This is a genomic window from Pseudomonas sp. GG8 (genome assembly GCF_052976945.1).
On record NZ_JBRIIP010000001.1, the window covers coordinates 5146480 to 5169658 of the forward strand.

General features: G+C 55.7%; 21 protein-coding genes. 14 read left to right on the forward strand and 7 right to left on the reverse strand.

The window, feature by feature from the left end:
• The first annotated feature begins 54 nt into the window (after positions 1–54).
• The 3 genes from fmt to trkA all read left to right on the forward strand — a co-directional run bounded on the left by fmt (position 55) and on the right by trkA (position 3897).
• The gene (gene fmt, locus ACVBEG_RS24260) at positions 55–1029 is read left to right on the forward strand and encodes a methionyl-tRNA formyltransferase (RefSeq protein ID WP_322177131.1); all 975 of its coding nucleotides are present in this window, start codon (positions 55–57) and stop codon (positions 1027–1029) included.
• Positions 1026–2345, forward strand: a complete 1320-nt coding sequence (gene rsmB, locus ACVBEG_RS24265) for a 16S rRNA (cytosine(967)-C(5))-methyltransferase RsmB (protein ID WP_322177130.1) — start codon at positions 1026–1028, stop codon at positions 2343–2345. Before fmt ends, rsmB begins: the two co-directional genes overlap by 4 nt.
• A gap of 178 nt (positions 2346–2523) precedes the next feature.
• Positions 2524–3897 carry a Trk system potassium transporter TrkA gene (gene trkA, locus ACVBEG_RS24270; RefSeq protein ID WP_219063351.1) on the forward strand — a complete coding sequence of 458 codons (1374 nt, stop codon included), beginning with the start codon at positions 2524–2526 and terminating at the stop codon, positions 3895–3897.
• A gap of 121 nt (positions 3898–4018) precedes the next feature.
• Here the strand turns inward: trkA and ACVBEG_RS24275 are convergent, their stop codons facing one another.
• Entirely contained in the window at positions 4019–4906 is an 888-nt protein-coding gene (locus ACVBEG_RS24275; RefSeq protein WP_322218715.1) for a lysophospholipid acyltransferase, read from the reverse strand.
• 38 nt (positions 4907–4944) lie between these two features.
• Positions 4945–5496 (reverse strand): DNA-3-methyladenine glycosylase I, encoded by a 552-nt coding sequence (locus tag ACVBEG_RS24280; RefSeq protein ID WP_322177127.1) that lies wholly within the window; start codon positions 5494–5496, stop codon positions 4945–4947.
• Positions 5497–5575: 79 nt separating this feature from the next.
• Here ACVBEG_RS24280 and glyQ point away from each other — a divergent pair, with 79 nt between their 5' ends.
• From glyQ to ACVBEG_RS24305, 5 genes are all read left to right on the forward strand, one after another.
• Complete coding sequence (gene glyQ, locus ACVBEG_RS24285) at positions 5576–6523, forward strand: glycine--tRNA ligase subunit alpha (RefSeq protein WP_219063354.1); 948 nt, start codon at positions 5576–5578, stop codon at positions 6521–6523.
• Positions 6520–8574, forward strand: a complete 2055-nt coding sequence (glyS, locus tag ACVBEG_RS24290) for a glycine--tRNA ligase subunit beta (protein ID WP_322177126.1) — start codon at positions 6520–6522, stop codon at positions 8572–8574. The genes glyQ and glyS overlap by 4 nt, the downstream gene beginning before the upstream one ends.
• Positions 8574–9131: a D-glycero-beta-D-manno-heptose 1,7-bisphosphate 7-phosphatase gene (gmhB, locus tag ACVBEG_RS24295; RefSeq protein WP_323565628.1), complete on the forward strand. Its 558-nt coding sequence runs from the start codon at positions 8574–8576 to the stop codon at positions 9129–9131. The genes glyS and gmhB overlap by 1 nt, the downstream gene beginning before the upstream one ends.
• Positions 9132–9162: 31 nt before the next feature.
• Positions 9163–9933, forward strand: a complete 771-nt coding sequence (locus ACVBEG_RS24300; RefSeq protein WP_322177124.1) for a lysophospholipid acyltransferase family protein — start codon at positions 9163–9165, stop codon at positions 9931–9933.
• Between the two features lie 592 nt (positions 9934–10525).
• Entirely contained in the window at positions 10526–11803 is a 1278-nt protein-coding gene (locus ACVBEG_RS24305; RefSeq protein ID WP_322182963.1) for an NRAMP family divalent metal transporter, read from the forward strand.
• Positions 11804–12154: 351 nt separating this feature from the next.
• Here ACVBEG_RS24305 and ACVBEG_RS24310 read toward each other — a convergent pair whose 3' ends face one another.
• On the reverse strand, positions 12155–13042 hold the full coding sequence (locus ACVBEG_RS24310) for a LysR family transcriptional regulator (RefSeq protein WP_447108369.1): 888 nt from the start codon (positions 13040–13042) through the stop codon (positions 12155–12157).
• A 105-nt stretch (positions 13043–13147) separates the two neighbouring features.
• On the opposite strand from ACVBEG_RS24310, the gene ACVBEG_RS24315 reads away from it, so the two are divergent.
• From ACVBEG_RS24315 to ACVBEG_RS24325, 3 genes are all read left to right on the forward strand, one after another.
• Positions 13148–14515 (forward strand): MFS transporter, encoded by a 1368-nt coding sequence (locus ACVBEG_RS24315; RefSeq protein ID WP_322218704.1) that lies wholly within the window; start codon positions 13148–13150, stop codon positions 14513–14515.
• Positions 14496–14906 (forward strand): DUF4440 domain-containing protein, encoded by a 411-nt coding sequence (locus tag ACVBEG_RS24320; RefSeq protein WP_322177120.1) that lies wholly within the window; start codon positions 14496–14498, stop codon positions 14904–14906. The genes ACVBEG_RS24315 and ACVBEG_RS24320 overlap by 20 nt, the downstream gene beginning before the upstream one ends.
• Before the next feature lie 129 nt (positions 14907–15035).
• Positions 15036–15212: a hypothetical protein gene (locus ACVBEG_RS24325; protein ID WP_322218702.1), complete on the forward strand. Its 177-nt coding sequence runs from the start codon at positions 15036–15038 to the stop codon at positions 15210–15212.
• A gap of 382 nt (positions 15213–15594) precedes the next feature.
• On the opposite strand, the gene gyrB is transcribed toward ACVBEG_RS24325, so the two are convergent.
• The 4 genes from gyrB to dnaA are packed head-to-tail and all read right to left on the reverse strand — an operon-like array spanning position 15595 to position 21795.
• Entirely contained in the window at positions 15595–18012 is a 2418-nt protein-coding gene (gyrB, locus tag ACVBEG_RS24330) for a DNA topoisomerase (ATP-hydrolyzing) subunit B (RefSeq protein WP_322177117.1), read from the reverse strand.
• A 4-nt stretch (positions 18013–18016) separates the two neighbouring features.
• Positions 18017–19120 (reverse strand): DNA replication/repair protein RecF, encoded by a 1104-nt coding sequence (gene recF, locus ACVBEG_RS24335; protein WP_219063378.1) that lies wholly within the window; start codon positions 19118–19120, stop codon positions 18017–18019.
• Positions 19121–19144: 24 nt separating this feature from the next.
• Positions 19145–20248, reverse strand: a complete 1104-nt coding sequence (dnaN, locus tag ACVBEG_RS24340) for a DNA polymerase III subunit beta (RefSeq protein WP_322177116.1) — start codon at positions 20246–20248, stop codon at positions 19145–19147.
• Positions 20249–20286: 38 nt separating this feature from the next.
• Positions 20287–21795 (reverse strand): chromosomal replication initiator protein DnaA, encoded by a 1509-nt coding sequence (dnaA, locus tag ACVBEG_RS24345; RefSeq protein ID WP_330201280.1) that lies wholly within the window; start codon positions 21793–21795, stop codon positions 20287–20289.
• 593 nt (positions 21796–22388) lie between these two features.
• Between dnaA and rpmH the strand changes: the two genes are divergently transcribed.
• From rpmH to yidD, 3 genes are read left to right on the forward strand one after another with little or no spacing between them, the layout of a single operon-like run.
• The gene (rpmH, locus tag ACVBEG_RS24350) at positions 22389–22523 is read left to right on the forward strand and encodes a 50S ribosomal protein L34 (RefSeq protein WP_002551315.1); all 135 of its coding nucleotides are present in this window, start codon (positions 22389–22391) and stop codon (positions 22521–22523) included.
• A 16-nt stretch (positions 22524–22539) separates the two neighbouring features.
• Positions 22540–22941 (forward strand): ribonuclease P protein component, encoded by a 402-nt coding sequence (gene rnpA / locus ACVBEG_RS24355; protein ID WP_322177114.1) that lies wholly within the window; start codon positions 22540–22542, stop codon positions 22939–22941.
• The gene (gene yidD, locus ACVBEG_RS24360; RefSeq protein WP_219063382.1) at positions 22934–23179 is read left to right on the forward strand and encodes a membrane protein insertion efficiency factor YidD; all 246 of its coding nucleotides are present in this window, start codon (positions 22934–22936) and stop codon (positions 23177–23179) included. Before rnpA ends, yidD begins: the two co-directional genes overlap by 8 nt.

Consider the following 23179-nt stretch of genomic DNA (forward strand, 5'->3'; position numbering starts at 1 on the left):
TTCGCGGGCAAGCCCGCTCCTACACGTCTGTGTATTTCCTTTATCGAGAAGCCCATGACTGAGCCACTGCGCATCGTCTTCGCCGGCACCCCGGAATTTGCCGCCGAACACCTCAAGGCTTTGCTCGCCAGCCCCCATCAAGTGATTGCGGTCTACACCCAACCTGATCGCCCGGCTGGCCGTGGGCAAAAGCTGATGCCGAGCCCGGTCAAACAGCTGGCTGAGCAGCACGGTGTCGCCGTATTGCAACCGCCAACCCTGCGTGATGCTGGCGCTCAAGCTGAGCTGGCCGCGCTCAAGCCCGACTTGCTGGTGGTGGTCGCCTATGGCCTGATCCTGCCGCAAGTGGTGCTCGATATTCCCCGCCTGGGCTGCATCAACAGCCACGCTTCGCTGCTGCCACGCTGGCGTGGTGCCGCACCGATTCAGCGTGCGGTAGAAGCCGGCGATGCCGAGAGCGGCGTGACGGTAATGCGTATGGAAGCAGGCCTGGACACCGGGCCAATGCTGCTCAAAGTCACGACCCCGATCACTGCCGAGGACACCGGTGGCAGCCTGCATGACCGGCTCGCCGAGCTCGGCCCGCCCGCAGTGATTCAAGCCATCGCCGGGCTGGCCGATGGCACGTTGCAGGGTGAAGTCCAAGACGACACCCTGGCGACCTACGCTCACAAGCTGAACAAAGACGAAGCGCGCGTCGACTGGAGCCGTCCGGCTATTGAGCTGGAGCGTCTGGTGCGGGCGTTCAATCCTTGGCCGATCTGCCACAGCACACTCAATGGCGAAGCCCTGAAAGTGCTGGCAGCCAGTCTCGACGACGGGCAGGGCGCACCGGGTGAAATCCTCGGCGCCAGCAAGGACGGCTTGATTGTCGCCTGCGGCCAACAGGCCTTGCGCCTGACGCGCCTGCAATTGCCGGGGGGCAAAGCGCTGAACTTCGCGGACCTGTTCAACAGCCGTCGTGAGAAATTCGCTGTTGGCACGGTGCTGGGTGTCATTGCGCCCGAGCAGACGGTGCACGGCCAATGAACCCGCGTCTCGCTGCCGCCAAAGCATTGGCCGCCGTCCTCAATGGCAAAGCCTCGCTGAACAGTTCGCTGCCCACCCAGCTGGATAAAGTCGAGGTCCGTGATCGCGGTTTGACTCAAGACCTGGCCTTCGGTACTGCTCGCTGGCAGCCACGACTGTCCGCACTGGCGGCAAAACTCCTGCAAAAGCCCTTCAAAAGCGTCGATGCCGATGTCGAGGCATTGTTGTTGGTCGGCCTCTATCAGTTGCTCTACACGCGCATCCCGGCCCACGCCGCCATCGGTGAAACAGTCGGGTGCGCCGACAAGCTGAAAAAGCCTTGGGCCAAGGCGTTGCTGAATGCCGTACTGCGTCGCGCCCAACGGGAAAGCGAAGCACTTCTGGCCGAGCTGGAACATGACCCCGTGGTCCGCACTGCGCACCCACGCTGGCTACAAAAAGCGTTGAAGGCGTATTGGCCAGAGCAGTGGGAAGCGATCTGCGCGGCCAACAATGCCCATCCGCCGATGATCCTGCGGGTCAATCGCCGTCACCACAGCCGCGATACGTACCTGCAGATGCTGCAAAACGTCGGGATCGAAGCCCACGCCTGCGTCTTCAGCCAGGACGGTATTGTGCTGAACGAACCGTGCGATGTGCGCACCCTGCCTGGCTTCGCCGAAGGCTGGATCAGCGTGCAGGACGAAGCCGCGCAATTGGCTGCCGACCTGCTGCAATTGGTCCCCGGCCAACGCGTACTCGACGCGTGCTGCGCCCCTGGCGGCAAAACCTGCCATCTGCTGGAAGTACAGCCATTGCTCGCAGGTGTGGTCGCGGTGGATCTGGAGGCCAAACGCCTGGTCCGCGTCCGGGAAAACCTTGATCGCCTGGGCCTGAACGCCGAGCTGATCGCTGCCGATGCCCGTGACACAGGCCAATGGTGGGACCGTAAACCGTTCCAACGCATCCTGCTCGATGCGCCGTGTTCGGCGACGGGCGTGATCCGTCGCCACCCGGATATCAAGCTCACGCGTCAGGCTGACGACATTCCCGCGCTCGCCACGCTCCAGGGCGAATTGCTCGACGCGCTTTGGCCGACGCTGGAAGTCGGCGGCATCCTGCTGTACGCCACCTGCTCGACGCTGCCGATGGAAAACACCGAAGTAATCGAGGCGTTCCTGGCTCGCACACCCGGCGCGCGCGAACTGGACATCGCCGGTCAGCTCGGGCAACAGCCGCCCGGCCTGAAACAACCGCACGGTCGCCAGCTGCTTGCCCAGGAAGGCGGCCACGATGGCTTCTACTATGCCAAGCTGATCAAGATCGCGGCTGTGTAATGCCGGATCCTGTAGGAGCTGGCTTGCCTGCGATAAGGTCGGCACGACCTTCCTCCGGTGGTGAATCCAATATTTTCCCGACTGCTACGCATACGCAGCCGATCACGGCGGGGGCGCGTAGCTGCAAGCGCGCTCCTGCATCGGGTTTGCCGTGCTAACTCGTTTCAAGGAGTGAACGATGAAAATCATCATCCTCGGCGCAGGACAGGTCGGCGGTACGCTGGCTGAACATTTGGCCGGTGAAGCGAATGACATCACCGTGGTCGACACCGACGCCGATCGCTTGCGTGATCTGGGCGATCGCCTTGATATCCGTACCGTTCAGGGCCGCGGTTCGTTCCCCACGGTGCTGCGTCAGGCCGGCGCGGATGATGCCGATATGTTGGTGGCGGTGACCAACAGCGACGAGACCAACATGCTCGCCTGTCAGGTTGCTTACACCCTGTTCAAGACCCCGACCAAAATCGCCCGCGTGCGCGAAGCGGCCTACCTGACCCGTGCCGGTCTGTTCAATAACGACGCGATCCCCGTGGACGTGCTGATCAGTCCGGAACAGGTGGTGACCAACTACATCAAGCGCCTGATCGAATACCCCGGCGCGCTGCAAGTGATCGATTTTGCTGGCGGCAAGGCCCAGTTGGTGGCGGTCAAGGCGTACTACGGCGGGCCGCTGGTCGGCCAACAGCTGCGTCAGTTGCGCGAACACATGCCTAACGTCGACACCCGGGTCGCCGCGATTTTCCGCCGTGACCGGCCGATAGCCCCCCAAGGCGATACCGTCATTGAAGTGGATGACGAGGTGTTCTTCATCGCGGCCAAAGCGAACATTCGCGCCGTCATGAGCGAGATGCGCCGCCTGGATGAAAGTTACAAACGCATCGTCATCGCGGGCGGCGGGCATATCGGTGAACGGCTGGCCGAAGCCATCGAAAGTCGCTATCAGGTCAAGATCATCGAGATGAACCCGGCCCGCTGTCGCTACCTTTCGGAAACCCTGGATAACACCGTGGTCCTGCTGGGCAGCGCGTCGGACCGGGATTTACTGCTGGAAGAAAACATCGCCGAAGTCGATCTGTTCCTGGCGCTGACCAACGATGACGAGGCCAATATCATGTCCTCGCTGTTGGCCAAACGCCTCGGCGCACGCAAAGTGATGACCATCATCAACAACCCGGCGTATGTGGATCTGGTACAGGGCGGCGAGATCGATATCGCGATCAGCCCGCAACTGGCGACTATCGGCACCTTGCTGACTCACGTTCGCCGTGGCGACATTGTCAGCGTGCATTCATTGCGTCGTGGTGCAGCCGAAGCCATTGAAGCCGTCGCCCATGGTGATGCCAGGTCGAGCAAGGTCATCGGTCGCGCCATCCGTGACATCACACTGCCGCCAGGCACTACCATCGGCGCAATCATTCGCGCCGAAGAAGTGCTGATCGCCCACGACATCACGGTGATCAAGTCCGGCGACCACGTGATTCTGTTCCTTGTGGATAAAAAATATATCCGCGACGTAGAGCGGCTGTTTCAGGTCGGCTTGAGCTTTTTTTAATCAGCGGCACCGATCAATTGGAAAGGCCGGTACGGGACAATCCCATGATCGAATCACTGGAAAGTGGTTGCCAAGACTGTGGATAACTTCAATTGCAGCAGTTATCCACAGCTGGCAGCCTTCAATACCAGCGCTTTTCGCCCGGTGGACGCTTTTTGAAACGCTTCATCGTCCACATGTACTGGCTGGGGTAAGCCCGCACGTACTTCTCGACAACCTGACTCATGGCCGCCGCGGACGTTTGCGTGTCAGTGCTGTACATCGCCTCGGGGGCCGCTTCGAGGATCACCTTGTAACCGGAACCATCGGCCAGACGGATCGCATGCAGAAAAACGCCCACTGCTTTACCTCCGGCCAACATGTTGGGCACAAACTTGCTGGTCAACGCCTGGGTCGCGCAGAAGGGCACGAACACACCTGCAGACTCAGCGGGCTCGGGATCTGCCGGAATACCCACTGAACCGCCTTTGCGCACTTCCTTGATAACGCTGAGGATGCCTTCTTTGGTCGAGGCCGCCACGCGATTGCCCAGTTGCACACGCTGTTTGCGCAGCAGATCGTCCACCGCCTTGAGTTTCGGCGGCCGGTAAAAAATGATCGGTTTGCACTGGCTGCAATAGAAGTGGTTAAGCACTTCCCAGTTGCCCAAGTGGCTGGTGATGCCAACCACGCCCTTGCCTGAGGCCAGCGCGGCTTCCAGCACTTCAAGCCCTTCGACTTCACGCACCAGATCGATTGATTTCTGAGCGGGCCAGATCCAGGCGCAGGCGCTTTCGGTGAACGTCTTGCCGATGTCCATGAGACTGCGGCCAACCAGACTCTCACGTTCGCCAGCGTCCAGCTCAGGGAAACACTTGGACAGGTTGATACGCGCTATTTCGCGCGAACGGTTGGGCAGTTTCCACATCAACCAGCCGATGGACGTACCGACCCACTGCACCACTCGCCATGGCAACAGGGCAAATAGCCGCAAAAGCCCGACCAAAAGGGCGCCTTTGAACTTATCCACAGATCACTCCCGAATTCGCAAGGCCGCTATTGTAACCATCAGCGGCTCAAGACGGCGTATCGATCACACTCAAGGGTGTGATCCATGACCATGCCTGCGGCCTGCATGAAGGCGTAGCAAATCGTGGGTCCGACAAACGTGAAGCCAGCTTTTTTCAGGGCTTTGCTCATCGCTTCAGCTTCAGGAGTGACGGCCGGAACCTGGCTGCGACCCTCGAAGTGATTGATTTTTGGCTGCCCGTCCACAAACGACCAAAGCCATTCCACCGGGTCTTCCAGGGCTTGCCAGGCCTGCGCGTTACGCCGGGCGGCATTGAGTTTGAGGCGGTTGCGAATGATGCCGGGGTCGAGCATCAGCGCTTCGATTTCAGCGTCGCTCATCTGCGCCACGCGCTGCACATCGAAGCCGAACAAGACTTCACGATAGCGTGCGCGTTTCTTTAAAATCGTGATCCAGGAAAGACCGGCCTGGAACCCTTCGAGCAATAGCAACTCGAAGAGTTTCTGCGCATCGCGCAACGGCACGCCCCACTCTTGATCGTGATAAGCGATGTATAGCGGATCTTCGTTGCACCAAAAGCAGCGTGGCATAAGGCTCCAAGGGTGGAGGTGCGGCCGAATCGGGTATACTCCCGCTCTTTAAATCGCAGCCCCAGCACAGGTGAATTTCGTGAGCCAGCCTACGCCAGCCGTGCGTACCTTCCAAGACTTGATCCTCGCCCTTCAACAATACTGGGCCGAGCAAGGTTGTGTGGTGCTTCAGCCCTACGATATGGAAGTCGGCGCCGGCACATTCCATACCGCTACGTTTCTGCGCGCCATCGGCCCGGAAACCTGGAACGCCGCTTATGTGCAGCCCAGCCGACGCCCGACTGATGGCCGCTACGGCGAAAACCCGAACCGCTTGCAGCATTACTACCAATTCCAGGTGGTATTGAAGCCTAACCCGGACAACTTCCAGGAGCTGTACCTCGGCTCCCTGAAGCACGTTGGCCTTGATCCACTCGTGCATGACATTCGTTTCGTCGAAGACAACTGGGAATCGCCAACGCTTGGCGCCTGGGGTCTGGGATGGGAAGTCTGGCTCAATGGCATGGAAGTCACCCAGTTCACCTACTTCCAGCAAGCAGGCGGCATTGAGTGCTACCCGGTGACCGGTGAAATCACCTACGGTCTGGAACGCCTGGCCATGTACCTGCAAGGTGTGGATTCGGTCTATGACCTGGTCTGGACCGACGGCCCGTTCGGCAAAGTGACCTACGGCGATGTGTTCCACCAGAACGAGGTCGAGCAATCGACTTACAACTTCGAACACGCCAACGTTGAGAAACTGTTTGAACTGTTTGATTTCTATGAGAGCGAAGCCAGTCGCCTGATTGAGCTCCAGCTGCCATTACCAAGCTACGAAATGGTCCTCAAGGCCTCGCACACCTTCAACCTGCTGGATGCACGTCGGGCGATTTCGGTCACCGCGCGTCAGCAGTACATCCTGCGGGTACGGACGTTGGCCCGTTCGGTAGCGCAGAGCTATCTGCAAGCCCGAGCCAAGCTGGGCTTCCCGATGGCACCCCCCGATTTACGTGATGAAGTGTTGGCTAAGCTGGAGGCTGCACAATGAGTGCTCGAGATTTCCTGGTTGAATTGGGCACCGAAGAACTGCCACCCAAAGCCCTTGGCGCTCTGGGTGACGCGTTCCTCGCGGGCATCGAAAAAGGCTTGCAGGCCGCTGGCCTCAGCTACAGCGCCAAACAGGTCTACGCTGCGCCGCGTCGTCTGGCCGTACTGATTACCCAACTCGCTACGCAACAAGCGGATCGCAGCGTCAACCTCGACGGTCCACCACGCCAGGCCGCCTTCGATGCTGAAGGCAATCCGACTCAAGCCGCACTGGGCTTCGCCAAGAAGTGCGGCGTAGAACTGAGCGAGATCGATCAGAGCGGGCCGAAGTTGCGGTTCAGTCAGAACATCGTCGGCAAGCCGACGACGAGTCTGCTACCAACCATCGTTGAAGACTCTCTGAACGACCTACCGATCCCCAAGCGCATGCGCTGGGGTGCGCGCAAAGAAGAGTTCGTGCGTCCAACCCAATGGCTGGTCATGCTGTTTGGCGATCAAGTGGTCGATTGCACCATCCTTGCTCAGACCGCAGGCCGTGACTCCCGTGGTCACCGTTTCCATCACCCGGAAAGCGTGCGCATCACTTCGCCTGCCAACTACCTGCAAGACTTGCGTGGCGCCCACGTATTGGCTGACTTCGCCGAGCGTCGTGAGCTGATCAGCAAGCGCGTCGCCGAACTGGCAACACTGCAGGAAGGCACCGCGATTGTGCCGCCAAGCCTGCTCGATGAAGTCACCGCGCTGGTCGAATGGCCTGTGCCGCTGGTGTGCTCGTTCGAAGAACGCTTCCTCGACGTGCCGCAAGAAGCACTGATCATTACCATGCAGGACAACCAGAAGTATTTCTGCCTGCTGGATGCCGACGGTAAGTTGCTGCCACGCTTCATCACCGTGGCCAACATTGAGAGCAAAGACCCGGCGCAAATCATTTCCGGCAACGAAAAAGTGGTTCGCCCACGGTTGACCGACGCCGAATTCTTCTTCAAGCAAGACAAGAAGCAGAAGCTAGAAACCTTCAATCTGCGCCTACAAAACGTAGTGTTCCAGGCCCAGTTAGGCAGTGTTTTCGATAAAGCCGAGCGCGTATCGAAACTGGCTGCCTTCATCGCCCCCCGCATTGGTGGCGATGCCAAGCGCGCAACACGTGCAGGTTTGCTGTCCAAGTGCGATCTGGCGACCGAGATGGTCGGCGAATTCCCTGAAATGCAGGGTGTTGCCGGTTATTACTACGCCTTGGCCGACGGCGAGCCTGAAGACGTCGCACTGGCACTGAACGAGCAATACATGCCTCGTGGTGCTGGCGCCGAACTGCCAACCACTCTGACCGGTGCAGCCGTCGCCATGGCCGACAAGCTCGACACGCTGGTCGGCATCTTCGGTATCGGCATGTTGCCCACCGGCAGCAAAGACCCGTATGCACTGCGCCGCGCTGCGTTGGGCGTGCTGCGGATCCTGATCGACAAGAAGCTGGACCTCGATCTGGTGCAGACCGTGACCTTCGCCGTGACTCAGTTCGGTGCGAAGATCAAACCCGCCGGCCTGGCCGAACAAGTGCTGGAGTTCATCTTCGACCGCCTGCGTGCGCGTTACGAAGATGAAGGTGTCGAAGTCGCTACGTATCTGTCGGTACGGGCTCTGCAACCGGCTTCAGCCCTTGATTTCGATCAGCGGGTTCAAGCGGTGCAAGCCTTCCGCAAGCTGCCTGAAGCTTCCGCGTTGGCGGCGGTGAACAAGCGTGTGTCGAACCTGTTGAGCAAGGCGCAAGGCAATATCGCCAGCACCGTCGAACCTAAATACTTCGATAACGCGCACGAGTTTTCGTTGTACTCGGCGATTCAGCAAGCGGACCAAGCGGTGCAACCGATGGCCGCAGCGCGTCAGTACAGTGAAGCACTGGCTCGTTTGGCTGCGTTGCGCGAGCCAGTCGATGCGTTCTTCGAAGCCGTGATGGTCAATGCTGAAGATGCCAGCGTACGCGCCAATCGTTATGCCTTGCTGGCTCGCTTACGCGGCCTGTTCCTGGGCGTTGCCGACATTTCGCTGCTGGGATGATGTTGAAGGGGCAAGGCTTGAAGCTGCTGATTCTGGACCGGGACGGGGTAATCAATCATGACTCCGACGCTTACATCAAGTCGGTGGAGGAGTGGATTCCCCTTCCGGGCTCGATCGAGGCTATTGCACGCCTGAGCAAGGCCGGCTGGACGGTGGCCGTCGCCACTAACCAGTCCGGCGTTGCCCGCGGGTTTTACGATGTCGCCACACTCGAAGCCATGCACGCGCGCTTGCGCCATCTGGTGGCAGAGCAGGGTGGTGAAGTCGGCCTGATCGTTTTTTGTCCACACGGTCCGGATGAAGGCTGCGATTGCCGCAAACCAAAACCGGGCATGCTCAAAGCGATTGCCCATCATTACGCGGTAGATCTGGCGGGCATCTGGTTTGTTGGCGATAGTAAGGGTGACTTGGAGGCGGCGCTGGCCGTCGACTCTCAACCAGTTTTGGTAAAGACCGGTAAAGGTCTCAAAACAATGGGGAACCCTTTGCCCCCAGGCACTCTGGTTTTTGACGATCTGGCGGCGGTTGCCGCAGAACTTATCCACACTTGTAAATAGACGGGCATCGCCCGCAACGGTAAAAGCTCCTATGTCGATCATGCAGGCAATCAGAACCTTCTTCTTTTACCTGCTGTTGTGCACCACTTCTCTTCTGTGGTGCACACTGAGTTTCTTTGTCGCCCCGTTTTTGCCTTTCCGCGCCCGCTACCGTTTTATCAACGTGTACTGGTGCCGCTGTGCGTTGTGGCTGACGCGGGTGTTTTTGAACATTCATGTCGAAGTAAAAGGTCAGGAAAATATCCCGCTACAGCCCTGTGTGATTCTGTCCAATCACCAGAGCACCTGGGAAACCTTCTTCCTCTCGGCGCACTTCGAACCTCTGAGCCAGGTGCTCAAGCGTGAGCTGTTGTACGTCCCGTTCTTCGGTTGGGCGATGGCGATGCTACGGCCGATTGCGATCAACCGTGACAATCCAAAAGCGGCACTCAAGCATGTCGCCAAAAGAGGCCATGAACTGCTCAAGGATGGCGTATGGGTGTTGATCTTTCCGGAAGGTACTCGCGTTCCTTTTGGACAGATTGGTAAGTTCTCCCGAGGTGGCACAGCGCTGGCCGTGAATGCAAACCTGCCGGTGCTGCCCATTGCACACAACGCAGGCAAGTACTGGCCAAAAGAAGGTTGGGCGAAAAAGCCGGGCACCATTGAGTTAGTTATTGGCGAACCTATGTATGCCGAGGGCACGGGCCCACGCGCCATCGCAGCGCTTAATGACCGGGTCGCGGCCTGGAATGAAGCAACGCAACGCGCTATGGGGTCAGTGGTTGCACCAGCACCGAGCGAAGAGAATGCGGTTGTTTAGGATCTGTGGATAACCTGTGCACCATTTTTGCAATCCTTTAAAAAAATCGCGCCAACTTATTAATTTATATACTTATTTCTTAAGCTGATTAATGAGCAAAAAAAGTGCATAAGTTTTCAGGATTGTGACGAAGCCGGCCCATGAGGCCGGCTTTTTTTATGACCGATTACATCGTATTTCACTCAGGCCATGCCTGTTGAGAATGAGGTAATGATTGATCAAAAAACATCTATTAATCTCTTACAAGTAGTCAAATACTTGACTTTATTTTGTTTTTCCACTGTCTTAGTCAGTGATTTGACAATGCCATTGCTTAGTGTATGGTTTCTTTGAGTTCCGCCAATAATGTCATGAAGTAACCGTGTTTTACCTTGGGTTGCAGGGGAGGAATATGAGTGCGTTAGGTGATCTGCCGTGGGCTTGTCTGACTTTTTATCCGTGGCTTTCAACCCATTCATTTTTTGATCGTTATAACCCACTGAGTGATTATTCTTACGGTTCCCCGGTACAGGAAATGAACACATCTCAGTGCTTCATTCTCGACATTAAAAGCTTATTGCACAGGGCAGCCCAGGAGTAAGTCGTGCGACTGATGCGTACCTGTGGGGTTCTTTGGAAGCGGCTGAAGGAGCACCCGTTGTCGCGAATCGGGCCGGGCCTCATTACCGGTGTGGCGGACGACGACCCAAGTGGTATTGCTACGTACTCCCAGGCTGGCGCGCAATTTGGCCTTGATATGCTGTGGACGATGCCCGTGGCCTATCCTTTGATGGCCGCCATTCAATCGATGTGTGCGAACATCGGCCGAGTTACAGGGAAAGGACTCGCTGCCAATATCAAGGATGCGTTCCCGCCCATCGTACTTCCGTGCGTTTTGTGTCTACTGCTCGTGGCCAACACCTTGAATATTGCCGCAGATGTCGCTGCCATGGGCGAGGTTGCGGAACTGGTTTCTGGCGTCAACCGGCACCTCATGACTGCTTTTTTTGTGTCCGTGACGATCCTGCTGCAGCTGTTCGTTCCTTATCACCGTTACGTCTTCATCTTGAAGTGGCTGACGGTCTCGCTATTGGCCTACGCCGCCGTATTGTTTACGGTTCATGTTCCCTGGGGGCAGGTCGCAACACACACGTTCTGGCCCCAAATCACCCTGGACTCGAGCACTGCTGCCATGGTCGTCGGGGTTTTCGGCACGACCATCAGTCCATACCTTTTTTTCTGGCAGGCCTCAGAAGAAGTTGAGGACATGGAAGCACACTCAAGCAGCATGCCACTCCTGCGCGATGCGCCCTCCGCCGCACCGGAACTCCGACGCATCCAATGGGATACCTGGAGCGGCATGCTCTACTCCAATCTCACCGCCTACTTCATCATTCTTGCGACCGCCGTTACGCTCCACGTGTCTGGCGTTACCGACATCAACACGGCAGCGCAGGCAGCAAGTGCTCTGCGACCGCTCGCCGGTGACTTTGCCTACATGCTCTTCGCGCTTGGCATTCTCGGTGTCGGCATGATCGGCGTGCCTGTGTTGGCGGGCTCTGGAGCCTATGCTCTTTCCGAAGCCATGGGCTGGAGGAAGGGCCTCGAACGAAAAGTGAATGATGCGCGTGGGTTCTACGCCATCATCTCCATCAGCGTACTTGCCGGACTCGGCATCCAGTATTCGCCAATCAGTCCAATGAAGGCGTTGTTCTGGAGCGCTGTCATCAACGGTCTGGTCGCCGTGCCCCTGATGGTTGTCATTCTCCTCCTGGTTTCGAAGAAATCTGTAATGGGTGCTTTTACAGCAAGCCGACCTCTGCTCATCCTCGGCTGGATAGCAACGGCAGTCATGGGAGCGGCAGCCGTTGGAATGTTCATCCCCGGTTAAATTTTCGTTATAAAAAAGCCAACGCTAAGCGTTGTGCTGGTGTGACGGGCGATTTTTGCCCAGCTTGCACTGAGTGTGTTTTGAACGCAGTGGAGTCGAATAGTGTCATGAACTAAATGTGTGCTTTCTCGAAATTTGTCAACGTGGCCATTACTGATCCTGGCTTTTGAATCGCCCTTAGTTTCGTAGACGCTTTCAAGCGGCTGCTTCATGCCGAGGTTGTGTGAAAACACTTTCGAGCAATCGCAGCGTCCTAAAACGGAGCGATTTTCTTGCTTATTCGCACAATGATCGGAAATCCGGTTAAACGAAAGCCCCTGAATCTCTCATTCAGGGGCTTTTATTTGGTACTTACTGCGCCAGATGCAGCAACAGGAAATCAATGAACGCCCTCGATTTGTGGGGCAAATGCGGGCTGTTGGGAAACACCACGTTGACGGATTGCGAGGGCAACGAATAATCGGGCAACAGGCGAATCAACCGCTCGCTGACAATGTCGTCCTTGACCACCCACGCGGGTAGCACCGAGACGCCCAGCGACGACAACGTCATGGAGCGGATAGCCGTGGAAGAATTGGATTCAAACTGATTGATCCCGCTGATCTCGACAGTCCCCAAGTGCGGATGGCGCAACGTCCACTGGGTCGGTGCCTGCAGGTTGTTGTTGGCGATCCACGGCACCGAATTCAGGTCCTGAGGAGTTTGCACCGGGTGACGCGCAAGAAACGTCTCGGTCGCCACCAGGACAATTTCATAATCCGCCAGTTTACGGCTCTTGAAAGCCGAGTCCGCCAAACTGCCTAAACGGATAACGAGGTCTAACTTTTCCGCCACCAGATCATTGAGTGACACGTTAAAGTTATAACAGAGTTTTATTTCCGGATAGCGCTCTATAAATTGCGGTATCAACGGAAGAATATAAGCCTCGCCGTATTCACTGGTGGAACTGAAGCGCAACTTGCCGGACACCCGATTATGCCCTTTTAATACATTATCGAAGGCGTTATCGATGTCCGCGACAATACCTTTGAATGCTTCATAAAAGTCCTGACCGATTTCGGTGAGGGATAGATTTCGGGTATTTCTAATCAACAACGTCGCTGACAGCACGTCCTCCAGCGCCTTGACATGCAGGCTGGCCATGGCTTTGCTGATGCTCAGGTAATTGGCAGCCTTGGTGTAAGAACCAAAATCGACCACGGCCAGGAATGTCTGGACCCGATTAAGATGAGTGTGCATAGCAATAGGGCTCACTGTTAAATCCCGTCAAACATTGTTTCAAGGATAGTCGTATCGACAGTTCAAGTCGACCGCCCCTATGCTTTGCGGCAAAGGGGAAACAACATGACCTATCGCTACAAAGTTGCACTAATATTCCTGATCGGCTTTTTTATAGACTGCATTAACATCTTTATGTCGGCGGTCGCATTACCGAGTATATCGGCGGCGCTGCACGTAAGTACTTCAGACGTTGCCTGGGTGGCTAACGCTTATATTCTGGGGCTGACACTGATCATCCCGGTCAGCACCTGGCTGGCCGGTCGTTTTGGCAATCGGGAAATCCTCACCGCCTCGATGATCGTGTTCACAGCCTCCGTGTGGATGTGTGGGCTGGCCAACAGTTTCAACGAGCTGGTGATCTGGCGCTTCGTCCAGGGGATTGGCGGCGGCCTGTTGATTCCTGTCGGCCAGGCGTTGACGTTCAACCTGTTCAAGGGTGAGCAGCGCGCGAAAATATCCACGTTGGTCATGGCCGTTGCCCTGATAGCGCCAGCCATTTCACCGACGATCGGCGGCGTCATCGTCGACAGCAGCTCCTGGCGCTGGGTATTCTACAGCAACATTCCGTTCTCGCTGATCGCGGCGTTGCTGTCCTGGTTCTGGATCAACGAAGCGCGACCGACGAGTTTGCCTAGACCGGACATCAAGGGCTTGCTGCTGGTTAGCGCTGCACTCGGCAGCCTGCTGATGGGTATGTCGTTGTATGGCGGCGACTCTCCGGCACTGGTGGCTGCCTTCTTCGTCATGGCCGGCGTTACGTTCGTCGTGCTGTACGGGCTGCACTACCGCACCTGCAAAAATCCGATCATTGAACTGAGCCTGCTCAAAAGCAAAAAACTCAGCACCTCCATCTTTATCTATTACGCGATTCCCGGTGTGTTCACGGGGGTCAACTTGATGAGCATCTTCTTCCTGCAAAATACCCTGCACTTCAGCGCCCGACTGACAGGGATGTTCATGATCCTGTACGCCATCGGCGCATTCATCGCGATGCTAATCTGTGGCCGGGTCTATAACCGGATGGGCGCCAAGCGGCTGTTTGCCCTCGGCATGCTGTTGCACAGCGCCGGCATCGCCACCTTGTTACTGGTGAACGATCCCTCAGACCTTTTGGTGATTGTCATCGCCTACAGCTTGATGGGGGTCGGCGGCGGCATCGGTGCCAACACCGCACAAACCACGTCATTGATGGACTTTGAGGGCGGCGACACCCACAAGGCCAGTGTCATCTGGAACATCAACCGACAGATGTCATTCAGCATCGGCGCCGCCCTCTTCCTGATGGTTTTCAACCTGCTCTTGAAGCATTTCGATACCACCCAGGCCTACCACGCGACTTTCGCCATCGCCGCACTGGTGGGCCTGTTTCCACTCTTTCAACTGAGTCAGTTGAACACTCAAAAGGACTGTCATGCACAACAAAATAGTTGAACAGGCACACCACAGCATTCATCACGTGCACGAGTTGATCCACACCCTGTTCACCGACGCAAACGGTAACGGGCAGGCCGCGCTCGAGCCGCTGATGTCGGCATTCGCCGAGCACTTCACCATGGTCACCACCTCGGCTGCCATCGTCAGCCGGGCGACGATCGAACAGATGTTCAGGGGTGCAGTCGGCGCCAAGCCAGGCCTGGAGATCGTCATCAGCGATCTGCAGACGGTCTGGCAGGAAGGCCACAGCGTGGCGATCCGCTACAAGGAAACCCATCGCCTCGACCAGCGCGAAAGCTCAAGGGTTTCGGTGGCGATCATTGGCCTGCATCACCGCAACGCCCAATGGATCTACCTGCATGAAACGCCGCTAAGCCAGGAAAGCTGATTCTCGTATGAACTACACAATCACTGATTGCCGAATGCTCTCAGCCTCTATCAAAGAAATCACCGTCAGCCCGATAGCACCGGGGTGCGCGGCGCTGGAAGCGGGCGCGCATTTCAAAACCTGACATCATTGAATCGAAGCGCCCACCTGCACTATTTCGCCAGGAGCGACGATGACGCGGCCTATGCCTTGCCAATGCAGGCACTGCTGCAGGAACGCTTGCACTTGCCCTTCTCCAGTCAGCCCGAGGGCCGTCGCTCTGTCAGCCAGGTGCTGGCCGATCTGGCACCACACTGTTGCGGCTGACCGTGAATTGATCTAGTAACAGCTGTCCTGCCGGCTGAAAACAGCCCCAAGTGTTCAGCTGCTCCCACTCAGCTTTCGAGCAAGAGCACATGGGTCATAAAATGTGGAATCAGCAGCCCGCCCTAGATTAAATTGCAATCGGCAGGGTGAGTCAGTTGTCAATCAGCGCCGACAGTCGAGTTAACGAATAACGTTTTGGATAGGGATTCCTCTCTGTCTTTTCTTATAAAAATCATCGACGTTATAAAGCTGAATCGCTTATCCAAAATCTATCAAACGCGCAGATACAAAAAAGCCAACGCTGAATAAGCGTTGGCTTTTTTGTGTAGCGTGATTCAACTATTTGTGAGAATTCTCATTTATTTTGAGAACCTAAAGCCCCTTAGAAATCGAGGTTTGACACCGCCAGGGCATTTCGTTCGATGAAGTCACGACGTGGTTCTACCGCGTCGCCCATCAGGGTGTTGAAGATCTGGTCAGCACCAATGGCATCTTCAATCGTGACCTTGAGCATCCGACGTACGCTTGGGTCCATGGTGGTTTCCCAAAGTTGATCCGGGTTCATTTCACCCAGACCTTTATAGCGCTGGATGGTATGGCGTTTGGTGCTTTCCGCCATCAACCAGGCAAGGGCTTCCTTGAACTCATTGACCGGCTTCTTGCGTTCGCCGCGTTGTACGTAAGCGCCTTCTTCAAGCAAGGTGCTTATTTGCGCGCCCAGAGCCGTCACGGTTTTATAATCGTTACTGCCGAAGAAGTCGCGGTTGAAGGTCACGTAATTGGACAACCCGTGAGAGATCAATTCAACCTCTGGCAGCCAGACGTTACGTTCACGATCTTCACGCAGGCTGGCTTTGTAGACCAGACCTGACTTCTCACCGACGCGCAAACGCGCATCAAACAGCGCCAACCATGCCTGCATGCCCGCGTGGTCAGAAAGCTGCTCAAGCGAAATTGGCGGCAGGTAAACGAAATGCTCGGTCAGTTCCTGAGGATACAAACGCGACAAGCGCTTGAGCGTCTTCATGACCATACGGAAATCGTTGACCAGACGCTCCAGCGCCTCACCCGAGATCCCTGGAGCCGATTCATTGAGGTGCAGGCTGGCATCTTCCAGAGCCGACTGGGTCATGTACTCTTCCATGGCCTCGTCGTCTTTGATGTATTGCTCTTGCTTGCCTTTCTTCACTTTGTACAACGGCGGTTGAGCGATGTAGATGTAGCCACGCTCGATCAACTCAGGCAGTTGACGGAAGAAAAAGGTCAACAGCAACGTACGGATGTGCGAACCGTCGACGTCAGCATCGGTCATGATGATGATGTTGTGATAGCGCAGCTTGGCGATGTTGTACTCATCGCGGCCAATACCGCAGCCCAGCGCTGTGATCAAGGTGCCCACTTCTTGCGAAGAGATCATCTTGTCAAAACGCGCTTTCTCTACGTTGAGGATCTTGCCTTTAAGCGGCAGGATCGCCTGAGTCTTACGGTTGCGTCCCTGCTTGGCGGAGCCACCAGCAGAGTCACCTTCCACAAGATACAGTTCGGAAAGGGCAGGGTCTTTTTCCTGGCAGTCAGCGAGCTTGCCTGGCAGACCGGCGATATCCAGCGCACCTTTACGACGAGTCATCTCACGGGCTTTACGAGCCGCTTCACGGGCGCGCGCAGCATCAATCATTTTGCCGACAACCGCTCTTGCTTCGCCCGGGTTTTCCAGGAGGAAGTCGGAGAAGTGTTTACCCATTTCCTGTTCGACCGCAGTTTTCACTTCGGACGAAACCAACTTGTCTTTGGTTTGCGAGCTGAACTTTGGATCTGGCACTTTGACCGAAATAATTGCGGTCAAACCTTCACGTGCATCGTCACCGGTGGTGGCAACTTTATGCTTCTTCGCCAGACCTTCCTGTTCGATGTAAGTGTTCAGATTCCGCGTCAGAGCCGAGCGAAAACCTACCAGGTGAGTACCGCCGTCACGCTGAGGAATATTGTTGGTAAAGCACAACAGATTCTCGTTGAAGCTATCGTTCCACTGCAAAGCAATCTCGACAGCAATGCCATCATCGCGCTGGATGTTGAAGTGGAATACCTGGTTCACTGGAGTCTTGTTAGTGTTCAGATACTCAACGAACGCGCGCAAACCGCCCTCGTATTTGAACAGCTCTTCTTTGCCGCTGCGCTCGTCTTTGAGGACGATGCCCACGCCAGAGTTGAGGAATGAGAGTTCTCGAATACGCTTGGCCAGGATATCCCAGCTGAAGTGAATATTCTTGAAGGTCAGGTCGGATGGCTTGAAGTGAATCTCGGTACCGGTTGAATCACTTTCGCCAACGATACGCATGGGTTCCTGTGGAACACCATGGATATAAGTCTGTTCCCAAACCTTGCCGCTACGACGTACGGTCAGCAGCAACAATTCGGAAAGGGCGTTTACCACTGAAACGCCTACACCGTGCAGGCCGCCAGATACTTTGTAAGAGTTATCATCGAACTTACCGCCAGCATGCAGCACGGTCATGATGACCTCAGCTGCCGAAATGCCTTCTTCTTTGTGCACGTCTACCGGAATACCGCGACCGTTGTCGCGGACGGTGATCGATTCATCAGGGTGGATAACGATGCTGATTTCGTCGCAATGGCCAGCCAAAGCTTCGTCGATCGAGTTATCGACCACCTCGAACACCATGTGGTGTAGACCGCTGCCATCGTCGGTGTCACCGATATACATACCGGGACGCTTGCGTACGGCATCTAGCCCTTTCAGCACTTTAATGCTGGAGGAGTCGTACGTTTGATTTTCGCTCATGCCTTCACTCCCGGTGGTCGTGGGTCTGGGTGATACGGCCTTGTTCCACGTGGAACAAAGCGACTGGCGTTTCCGTCTGCCAGCCTTCCCTCAATAATTCATGGTCTACACAGGTGATAAACACTTGGCAGCGTAAGTCTTCTAACAAGCGACAAAGCGCGCGGCGATGATGCTCGTCCAGTTCAGACGGCAAATCGTCCACCAGATAAATACATTGGCCGCGCCGTGCCTGGCTGACCAAATGGCCTTGAGCAATGCGCAGAGCGCAGACCACTAACTTCTGCTGGCCACGAGATAAAATTTCAGCGGCATTATGAGCGCCCAATCTAAGGCGCAAATCAGCTCGTTGCGGTCCGGCCTGGGTATGCCCCATTTGCTGGTCGCGGTGTAGGGAAGACGCGAGCACTGTACTCAGCTCTTTCTCCTTGTCCCAACCGCGGTAATAGCTCAGGGTTAAACCTTCAAGTTCAACCAACTCGCTCAAGGTTTTTTCAAAAACTGGCTTTAGAGCCTTGATGTAGGCTCGACGATATTCATCGATGTCAGCGCTGGCCAGGCATAACTCCCGGTCCCAAGCCGCTTGTGAAGCGACGTCAAGTGTACCATGCCGCAGCCATGAGTTCCGCTGCCGCAGGGCCTTCTGCAAGCGTTGCCACGTCGACATAAAGCGAGGTTCCACGTGGAACACTCCCCAATCGAGGAACTGACGTCGGATCTTGGGAGCACCTTCAAGGAGTCGAAAGCTGTCGGGGTTAATCAGTTGCAGAGGTAACGCTTCAGCCAGCTGTGCTGCACTTCGCGCATTCTGCCCGTCGATACGGATCTGAAACTCCCCCTGGCGATCCCGCGACACACCCAGACTGCTGTGCCCACCTTGAGCGAGTTCAACCTGACCAAAAACCGTGCAGGCGGGTTGCTCGTACTGAATCACGGGCAGCAATCGTGCGCTGCGAAATGAGCGAGCAAGACCGAGCAAATAAATGGCTTCCAGTACACTGGTTTTGCCACTGCCATTCGCGCCGTGAAGGATATTTATGCGGGGGGAAGGGGAGAGCGTCACCGGGTGCAAATTGCGCACCCCGGTGACAGAGACGCGGCTGAGGGACATCTAGGCTCTGCTGGACATTGGGAGTTACAGACGCATCGGCATAACGACGTAAGCGGAATCATCGTTATCCGATTCCTGCACCAGCGCGCTGCTGTTGGAGTCAGACAAAATCAGACGCACTTGCTCAGTTGTCATCACGCCCAACACGTCGAGCAGATAACTCACGTTGAAACCAATTTCCAGTGGGCCGCCGTTGTAATCGACGCCGACTTCTTCTTCTGCCTCTTCCTGCTCAGGGTTGTTCGCCTGAATCTTCAATTGACCATTGGCCAACTGCAAACGGATACCACGATACTTTTCGTTGGACAGAATCGCCGTGCGGCTGAACGCTTCACGCAATGCCTGACGATCACCCAATACCAACTTATCGCCACCTTTAGGCAGAACGCGTTCGTAATCAGGGAACTTGCCATCGACCAGTTTCGAGGTGAAGGTGAACTCGCCTGTGGTAGCACGGATATGATGCTGGCCCAGGACGATGCTCACAATCCCATCCTGCTCAGTCAGCAGTCGCGCCAGTTCAAGGATGCCCTTACGCGGCACGATCACTTGATGACGATCAACTTGCTCGATCTCGGCCGTCATGGAGCACATTGCCAGACGGTGACCATCAGTTGCGACGGCACGTAGCACGCCAGCGTGCACTTCGAGCAACATACCGTTGAGGTAATAACGAACGTCCTGCTGCGCCATGGCGAAGCTGGTGCGCTCGATCAAACGGCGCAACTTGCTCTGCACCAGATTGAACGTCAGCGACCCAGGACCTTCTTCCACTGTTGGGAAGTCATTGGCAGGCAATGTGGACAAAGTAAAACGGCTGCGTCCCGCTTTTACCACCAATTTCTGCTCATCGACTTTGATATCGATCAACGCATCATTGGGCAGACTTTTGCAAATATCCATGAGTTTGCGCGCAGGAACAGTGATCTCGCCTGGCTCGGCGGGCTCTTCCAACTGAACACGGCCTACCAGCTCGACTTCCAAGTCGGTACCCGTCAGCGATAACTGCTGGCCTTCTACAACCAATAGCACGTTGGATAACACTGGCAAGGTCTGTCGGCGTTCAACGACGCCGGCGACCAGTTGCAGAGGTTTCAACAAGGCTTCGCGTTGAATGGTGAAGTGCATGGTCTAGTCCCTTGCCTTAATAAGCTGCGCTGGTGTCATCAGGTCGTGAGTGTCCGCAGCAGGTTCTTGTAGTCCTCGCGAATATCCGCGTCGGATTCCTTAAGCTCGTTGATTTTTCGGCATGCATGCAAAACGGTCGTATGGTCGCGTCCGCCAAACACATCGCCAATCTCAGGCAAGCTGTGGTTGGTCAATTCTTTGGACAACGCCATCGCGACTTGTCGAGGACGTGCAACCGAACGTGAGCGTCGTTTGGAAAGCAGGTCAGAAATTTTGATCTTGTAGTACTCAGCCACGGTGCGCTGAATGTTATCCACACTGACCAATTTGTCTTGCAACGCCAACAAATCTTTCAGCGATTCACGAATCAATTCGATCGTGATATCGCGTCCCATAAAGTGCGAGTGAGCGATCACCCGCTTCAGGGCACCTTCGAGCTCTCGTACGTTGGAACGAATACGTTGCGCAATGAAAAAGGCAGCGTCATGGGGCAGATCAACTTTCGCCTGATCCGCTTTTTTCATCAAGATTGCCACGCGGGTCTCAAGCTCCGGTGGCTCAACGGCCACCGTCAACCCCCAGCCAAACCGAGATTTCAACCGTTCTTCAAGGCCTTCAATTTCTTTCGGGTAACGGTCGCTGGTCAAGATGACCTGCTGACCACCTTCAAGCAAGGCGTTGAACGTATGGAAAAACTCTTCCTGGGAACGCTCTTTGCGGGCGAAAAATTGAATGTCATCGATCAGCAACGCATCAACTGAACGATAAAAACGCTTGAACTCGTTGATGGCATTGAGCTGCAGCGCTTTCACCATGTCAGCCACAAAGCGCTCCGAATGCAGGTACACAACCTTGGCATTCGGGTTCTTCTTTAATAGATGGTTACCCACAGCATGCATCAAGTGGGTTTTACCCAGACCCACCCCACCATAAAGGAACAATGGGTTGTAACCATGCTTAGGGTTATCCGCAACCTGCCAGGCCGCCGCGCGGGCCAGCTGGTTGGATTTACCCTCGACGAAATTCTCGAAGGTAAAGGTCCGGTTCAAGTAGCTGGTGTGCTTGAGTGCGCCCTCGACCTGAACGGTACGCTGCTCGGCACGCGCCGGCGCCAGCTGAGAGCTAGCGCCAGCCATGGGGTCAAAGCTCGCACGCGAAGGCTCATCGCTGACCGCAATCGTTTGGCTAGGCGCTGGCGAAGAGGTCTGCTGAACCGGCAACGCGGCAACCTGATTGACCGTAACAGCATGGGACGCCGCAGCAGCCAATGGTGCATTGGGAGCTGCACGCGGAGCAGAGCTGCGTTTGCTGCCTATTAATAAGGAAAGCGCAGGCGCGAGTCCTTGCCCATGCTCACCGAGCAGTTCAAGCAAGCGCCCCAGGTATTTTTCGTTGACCCAATCGAGAACGAAACGGTTCGGTGCATAGACACGCAACTCGTCGCCTTCGGCTTCGACCTGTAGCGGACGGATCCAAGTGTTGAATTGCTGGGCAGGCAGCTCATCGCGCAAAAGCTCCACGCACTGCTGCCAAAGTTCCACTGACACGGATATCCCCTAAGTTGAAAGCCGGTGAGGCAAAAACAGCCGCCATTGTAACGATCAGCGCCCGACTTATCCACATGTAGGTTGCTCTGAGATCACGATGAATCAAGGCCTTATCCAGAAATTACGCGACCAACGGCGTGCGCATAAGCTCTGTGGATAAGCGTGCTTCAGCCCATTGCATAAGTCAGGTCTGAACTCTGTGGATAACCTGCCTGTGGATAAGAGGCCATTCCATGCACAGCTTATCCGACAGTGCAGCACAGGTAGAGCACCGTTTCTCAACCGTATTATCATCCTCTGTACACATTGATTTTAAAGGGCTATAGGCGGTTATCCACAGAAGATGCCTTCCCTAGCTTTTATAAGCATTACAAAAGAGCTTTAAATACTTTCCTTCTTTATTTCTATATTTGATCACAAGGTAGGTCCTGGTTTCTCAGACAAAAACGGCACGCCTGAGAAAAAGGCTGTTGAGAAGTAAATGAAGGAAACGCTGGTTGGAAATTGACCTAGAGGCTTGCTTTCTCTAGAATCCCCGGTCTCTTAAAACGGGGGCCATTCCGGCCCGTTGTGGACGAACCAGGTAACACGCCATGAAACGTACTTTCCAACCCAGCACCATCAAGCGCGCTCGCACTCACGGTTTCCGTGCTCGCATGGCCACCAAAAACGGTCGTGCAGTCCTGTCGCGTCGTCGCGCCAAGGGCCGTAAGCGTTTGGCAGTTTGATAACTCGGCACAGGTGGTGAGTCGAGACTTCAGTCGGGAAAAGCGTCTTCTGACACCCCGACACTTCAAGGCAGTCTTTGACTCCCCCACCGGCAAGGTTCCGGGGAAAAATCTCTTGCTCCTTGCGCGCAACAACGACTTGGATCACCCCCGTTTGGGGTTAGTGATCGGTAAGAAGAGCGTAAAGCTCTCCGTTGAGCGCAATCGCTTGAAACGCCTAATGCGCGAGTCCTTTCGCCTGCACCAAGATGATTTGGTCGGCTGGGATATCGTAATCGTCGCGCGCAAAGGTTTGGGTGAGATAGAAAACCCCGAATTGATTCAGCATTTCGGCAAACTCTGGAAACGTTTGGCACGCAGCCGACCAGCTCCAGAAGTTAAAACCGAAACTGTAGGGGTAGACAGTCCAGATGCGTAAACTGGCACTCGTTCCGATCCAGTTCTATCGCTATGCCATTAGCCCGCTAATGGCCAGCCACTGTCGTTTCTACCCCAGTTGTTCCTGCTACGCGTATGAAGCCATCGAAAATCATGGCCTTCTACGCGGTGGCTGGCTGGCCTTTCGTCGTTTAGGTCGCTGTCATCCGTGGAATGCCGGTGGTTTTGACCCGGTTCCACCCGTTCCTACCTCCCGTTCCTCTTCGATGGCCGAGTAA

What these genes read in the sequence shown, in the direction of transcription:
- fmt (WP_322177131.1), top strand. Translation starts at nt 55, where the DNA reads ATGACTGAGCCACTGCGCATCGTCTTCGCCGGCACCCCGGAATTTGCC.
- rsmB (WP_322177130.1), top strand. Translation starts at nt 1,026, where the DNA reads ATGAACCCGCGTCTCGCTGCCGCCAAAGCATTGGCCGCCGTCCTCAAT.
- trkA (WP_219063351.1), top strand. Translation starts at nt 2,524, where the DNA reads ATGAAAATCATCATCCTCGGCGCAGGACAGGTCGGCGGTACGCTGGCT.
- ACVBEG_RS24280 (WP_322177127.1), bottom strand. Translation starts at nt 5,496, where the DNA reads ATGCCACGCTGCTTTTGGTGCAACGAAGATCCGCTATACATCGCTTAT.
- glyS (WP_322177126.1), top strand. Translation starts at nt 6,520, where the DNA reads ATGAGTGCTCGAGATTTCCTGGTTGAATTGGGCACCGAAGAACTGCCA.
- gmhB (WP_323565628.1), top strand. Translation starts at nt 8,574, where the DNA reads ATGTTGAAGGGGCAAGGCTTGAAGCTGCTGATTCTGGACCGGGACGGG.
- ACVBEG_RS24300 (WP_322177124.1), top strand. Translation starts at nt 9,163, where the DNA reads ATGTCGATCATGCAGGCAATCAGAACCTTCTTCTTTTACCTGCTGTTG.
- ACVBEG_RS24305 (WP_322182963.1), top strand. Translation starts at nt 10,526, where the DNA reads ATGCGTACCTGTGGGGTTCTTTGGAAGCGGCTGAAGGAGCACCCGTTG.
- ACVBEG_RS24310 (WP_447108369.1), bottom strand. Translation starts at nt 13,042, where the DNA reads ATGCACACTCATCTTAATCGGGTCCAGACATTCCTGGCCGTGGTCGAT.
- ACVBEG_RS24315 (WP_322218704.1), top strand. Translation starts at nt 13,148, where the DNA reads ATGACCTATCGCTACAAAGTTGCACTAATATTCCTGATCGGCTTTTTT.
- ACVBEG_RS24320 (WP_322177120.1), top strand. Translation starts at nt 14,496, where the DNA reads ATGCACAACAAAATAGTTGAACAGGCACACCACAGCATTCATCACGTG.
- gyrB (WP_322177117.1), bottom strand. Translation starts at nt 18,012, where the DNA reads ATGAGCGAAAATCAAACGTACGACTCCTCCAGCATTAAAGTGCTGAAA.
- recF (WP_219063378.1), bottom strand. Translation starts at nt 19,120, where the DNA reads ATGTCCCTCAGCCGCGTCTCTGTCACCGGGGTGCGCAATTTGCACCCG.
- dnaN (WP_322177116.1), bottom strand. Translation starts at nt 20,248, where the DNA reads ATGCACTTCACCATTCAACGCGAAGCCTTGTTGAAACCTCTGCAACTG.
- rpmH (WP_002551315.1), top strand. Translation starts at nt 22,389, where the DNA reads ATGAAACGTACTTTCCAACCCAGCACCATCAAGCGCGCTCGCACTCAC.
- yidD (WP_219063382.1), top strand. Translation starts at nt 22,934, where the DNA reads ATGCGTAAACTGGCACTCGTTCCGATCCAGTTCTATCGCTATGCCATT.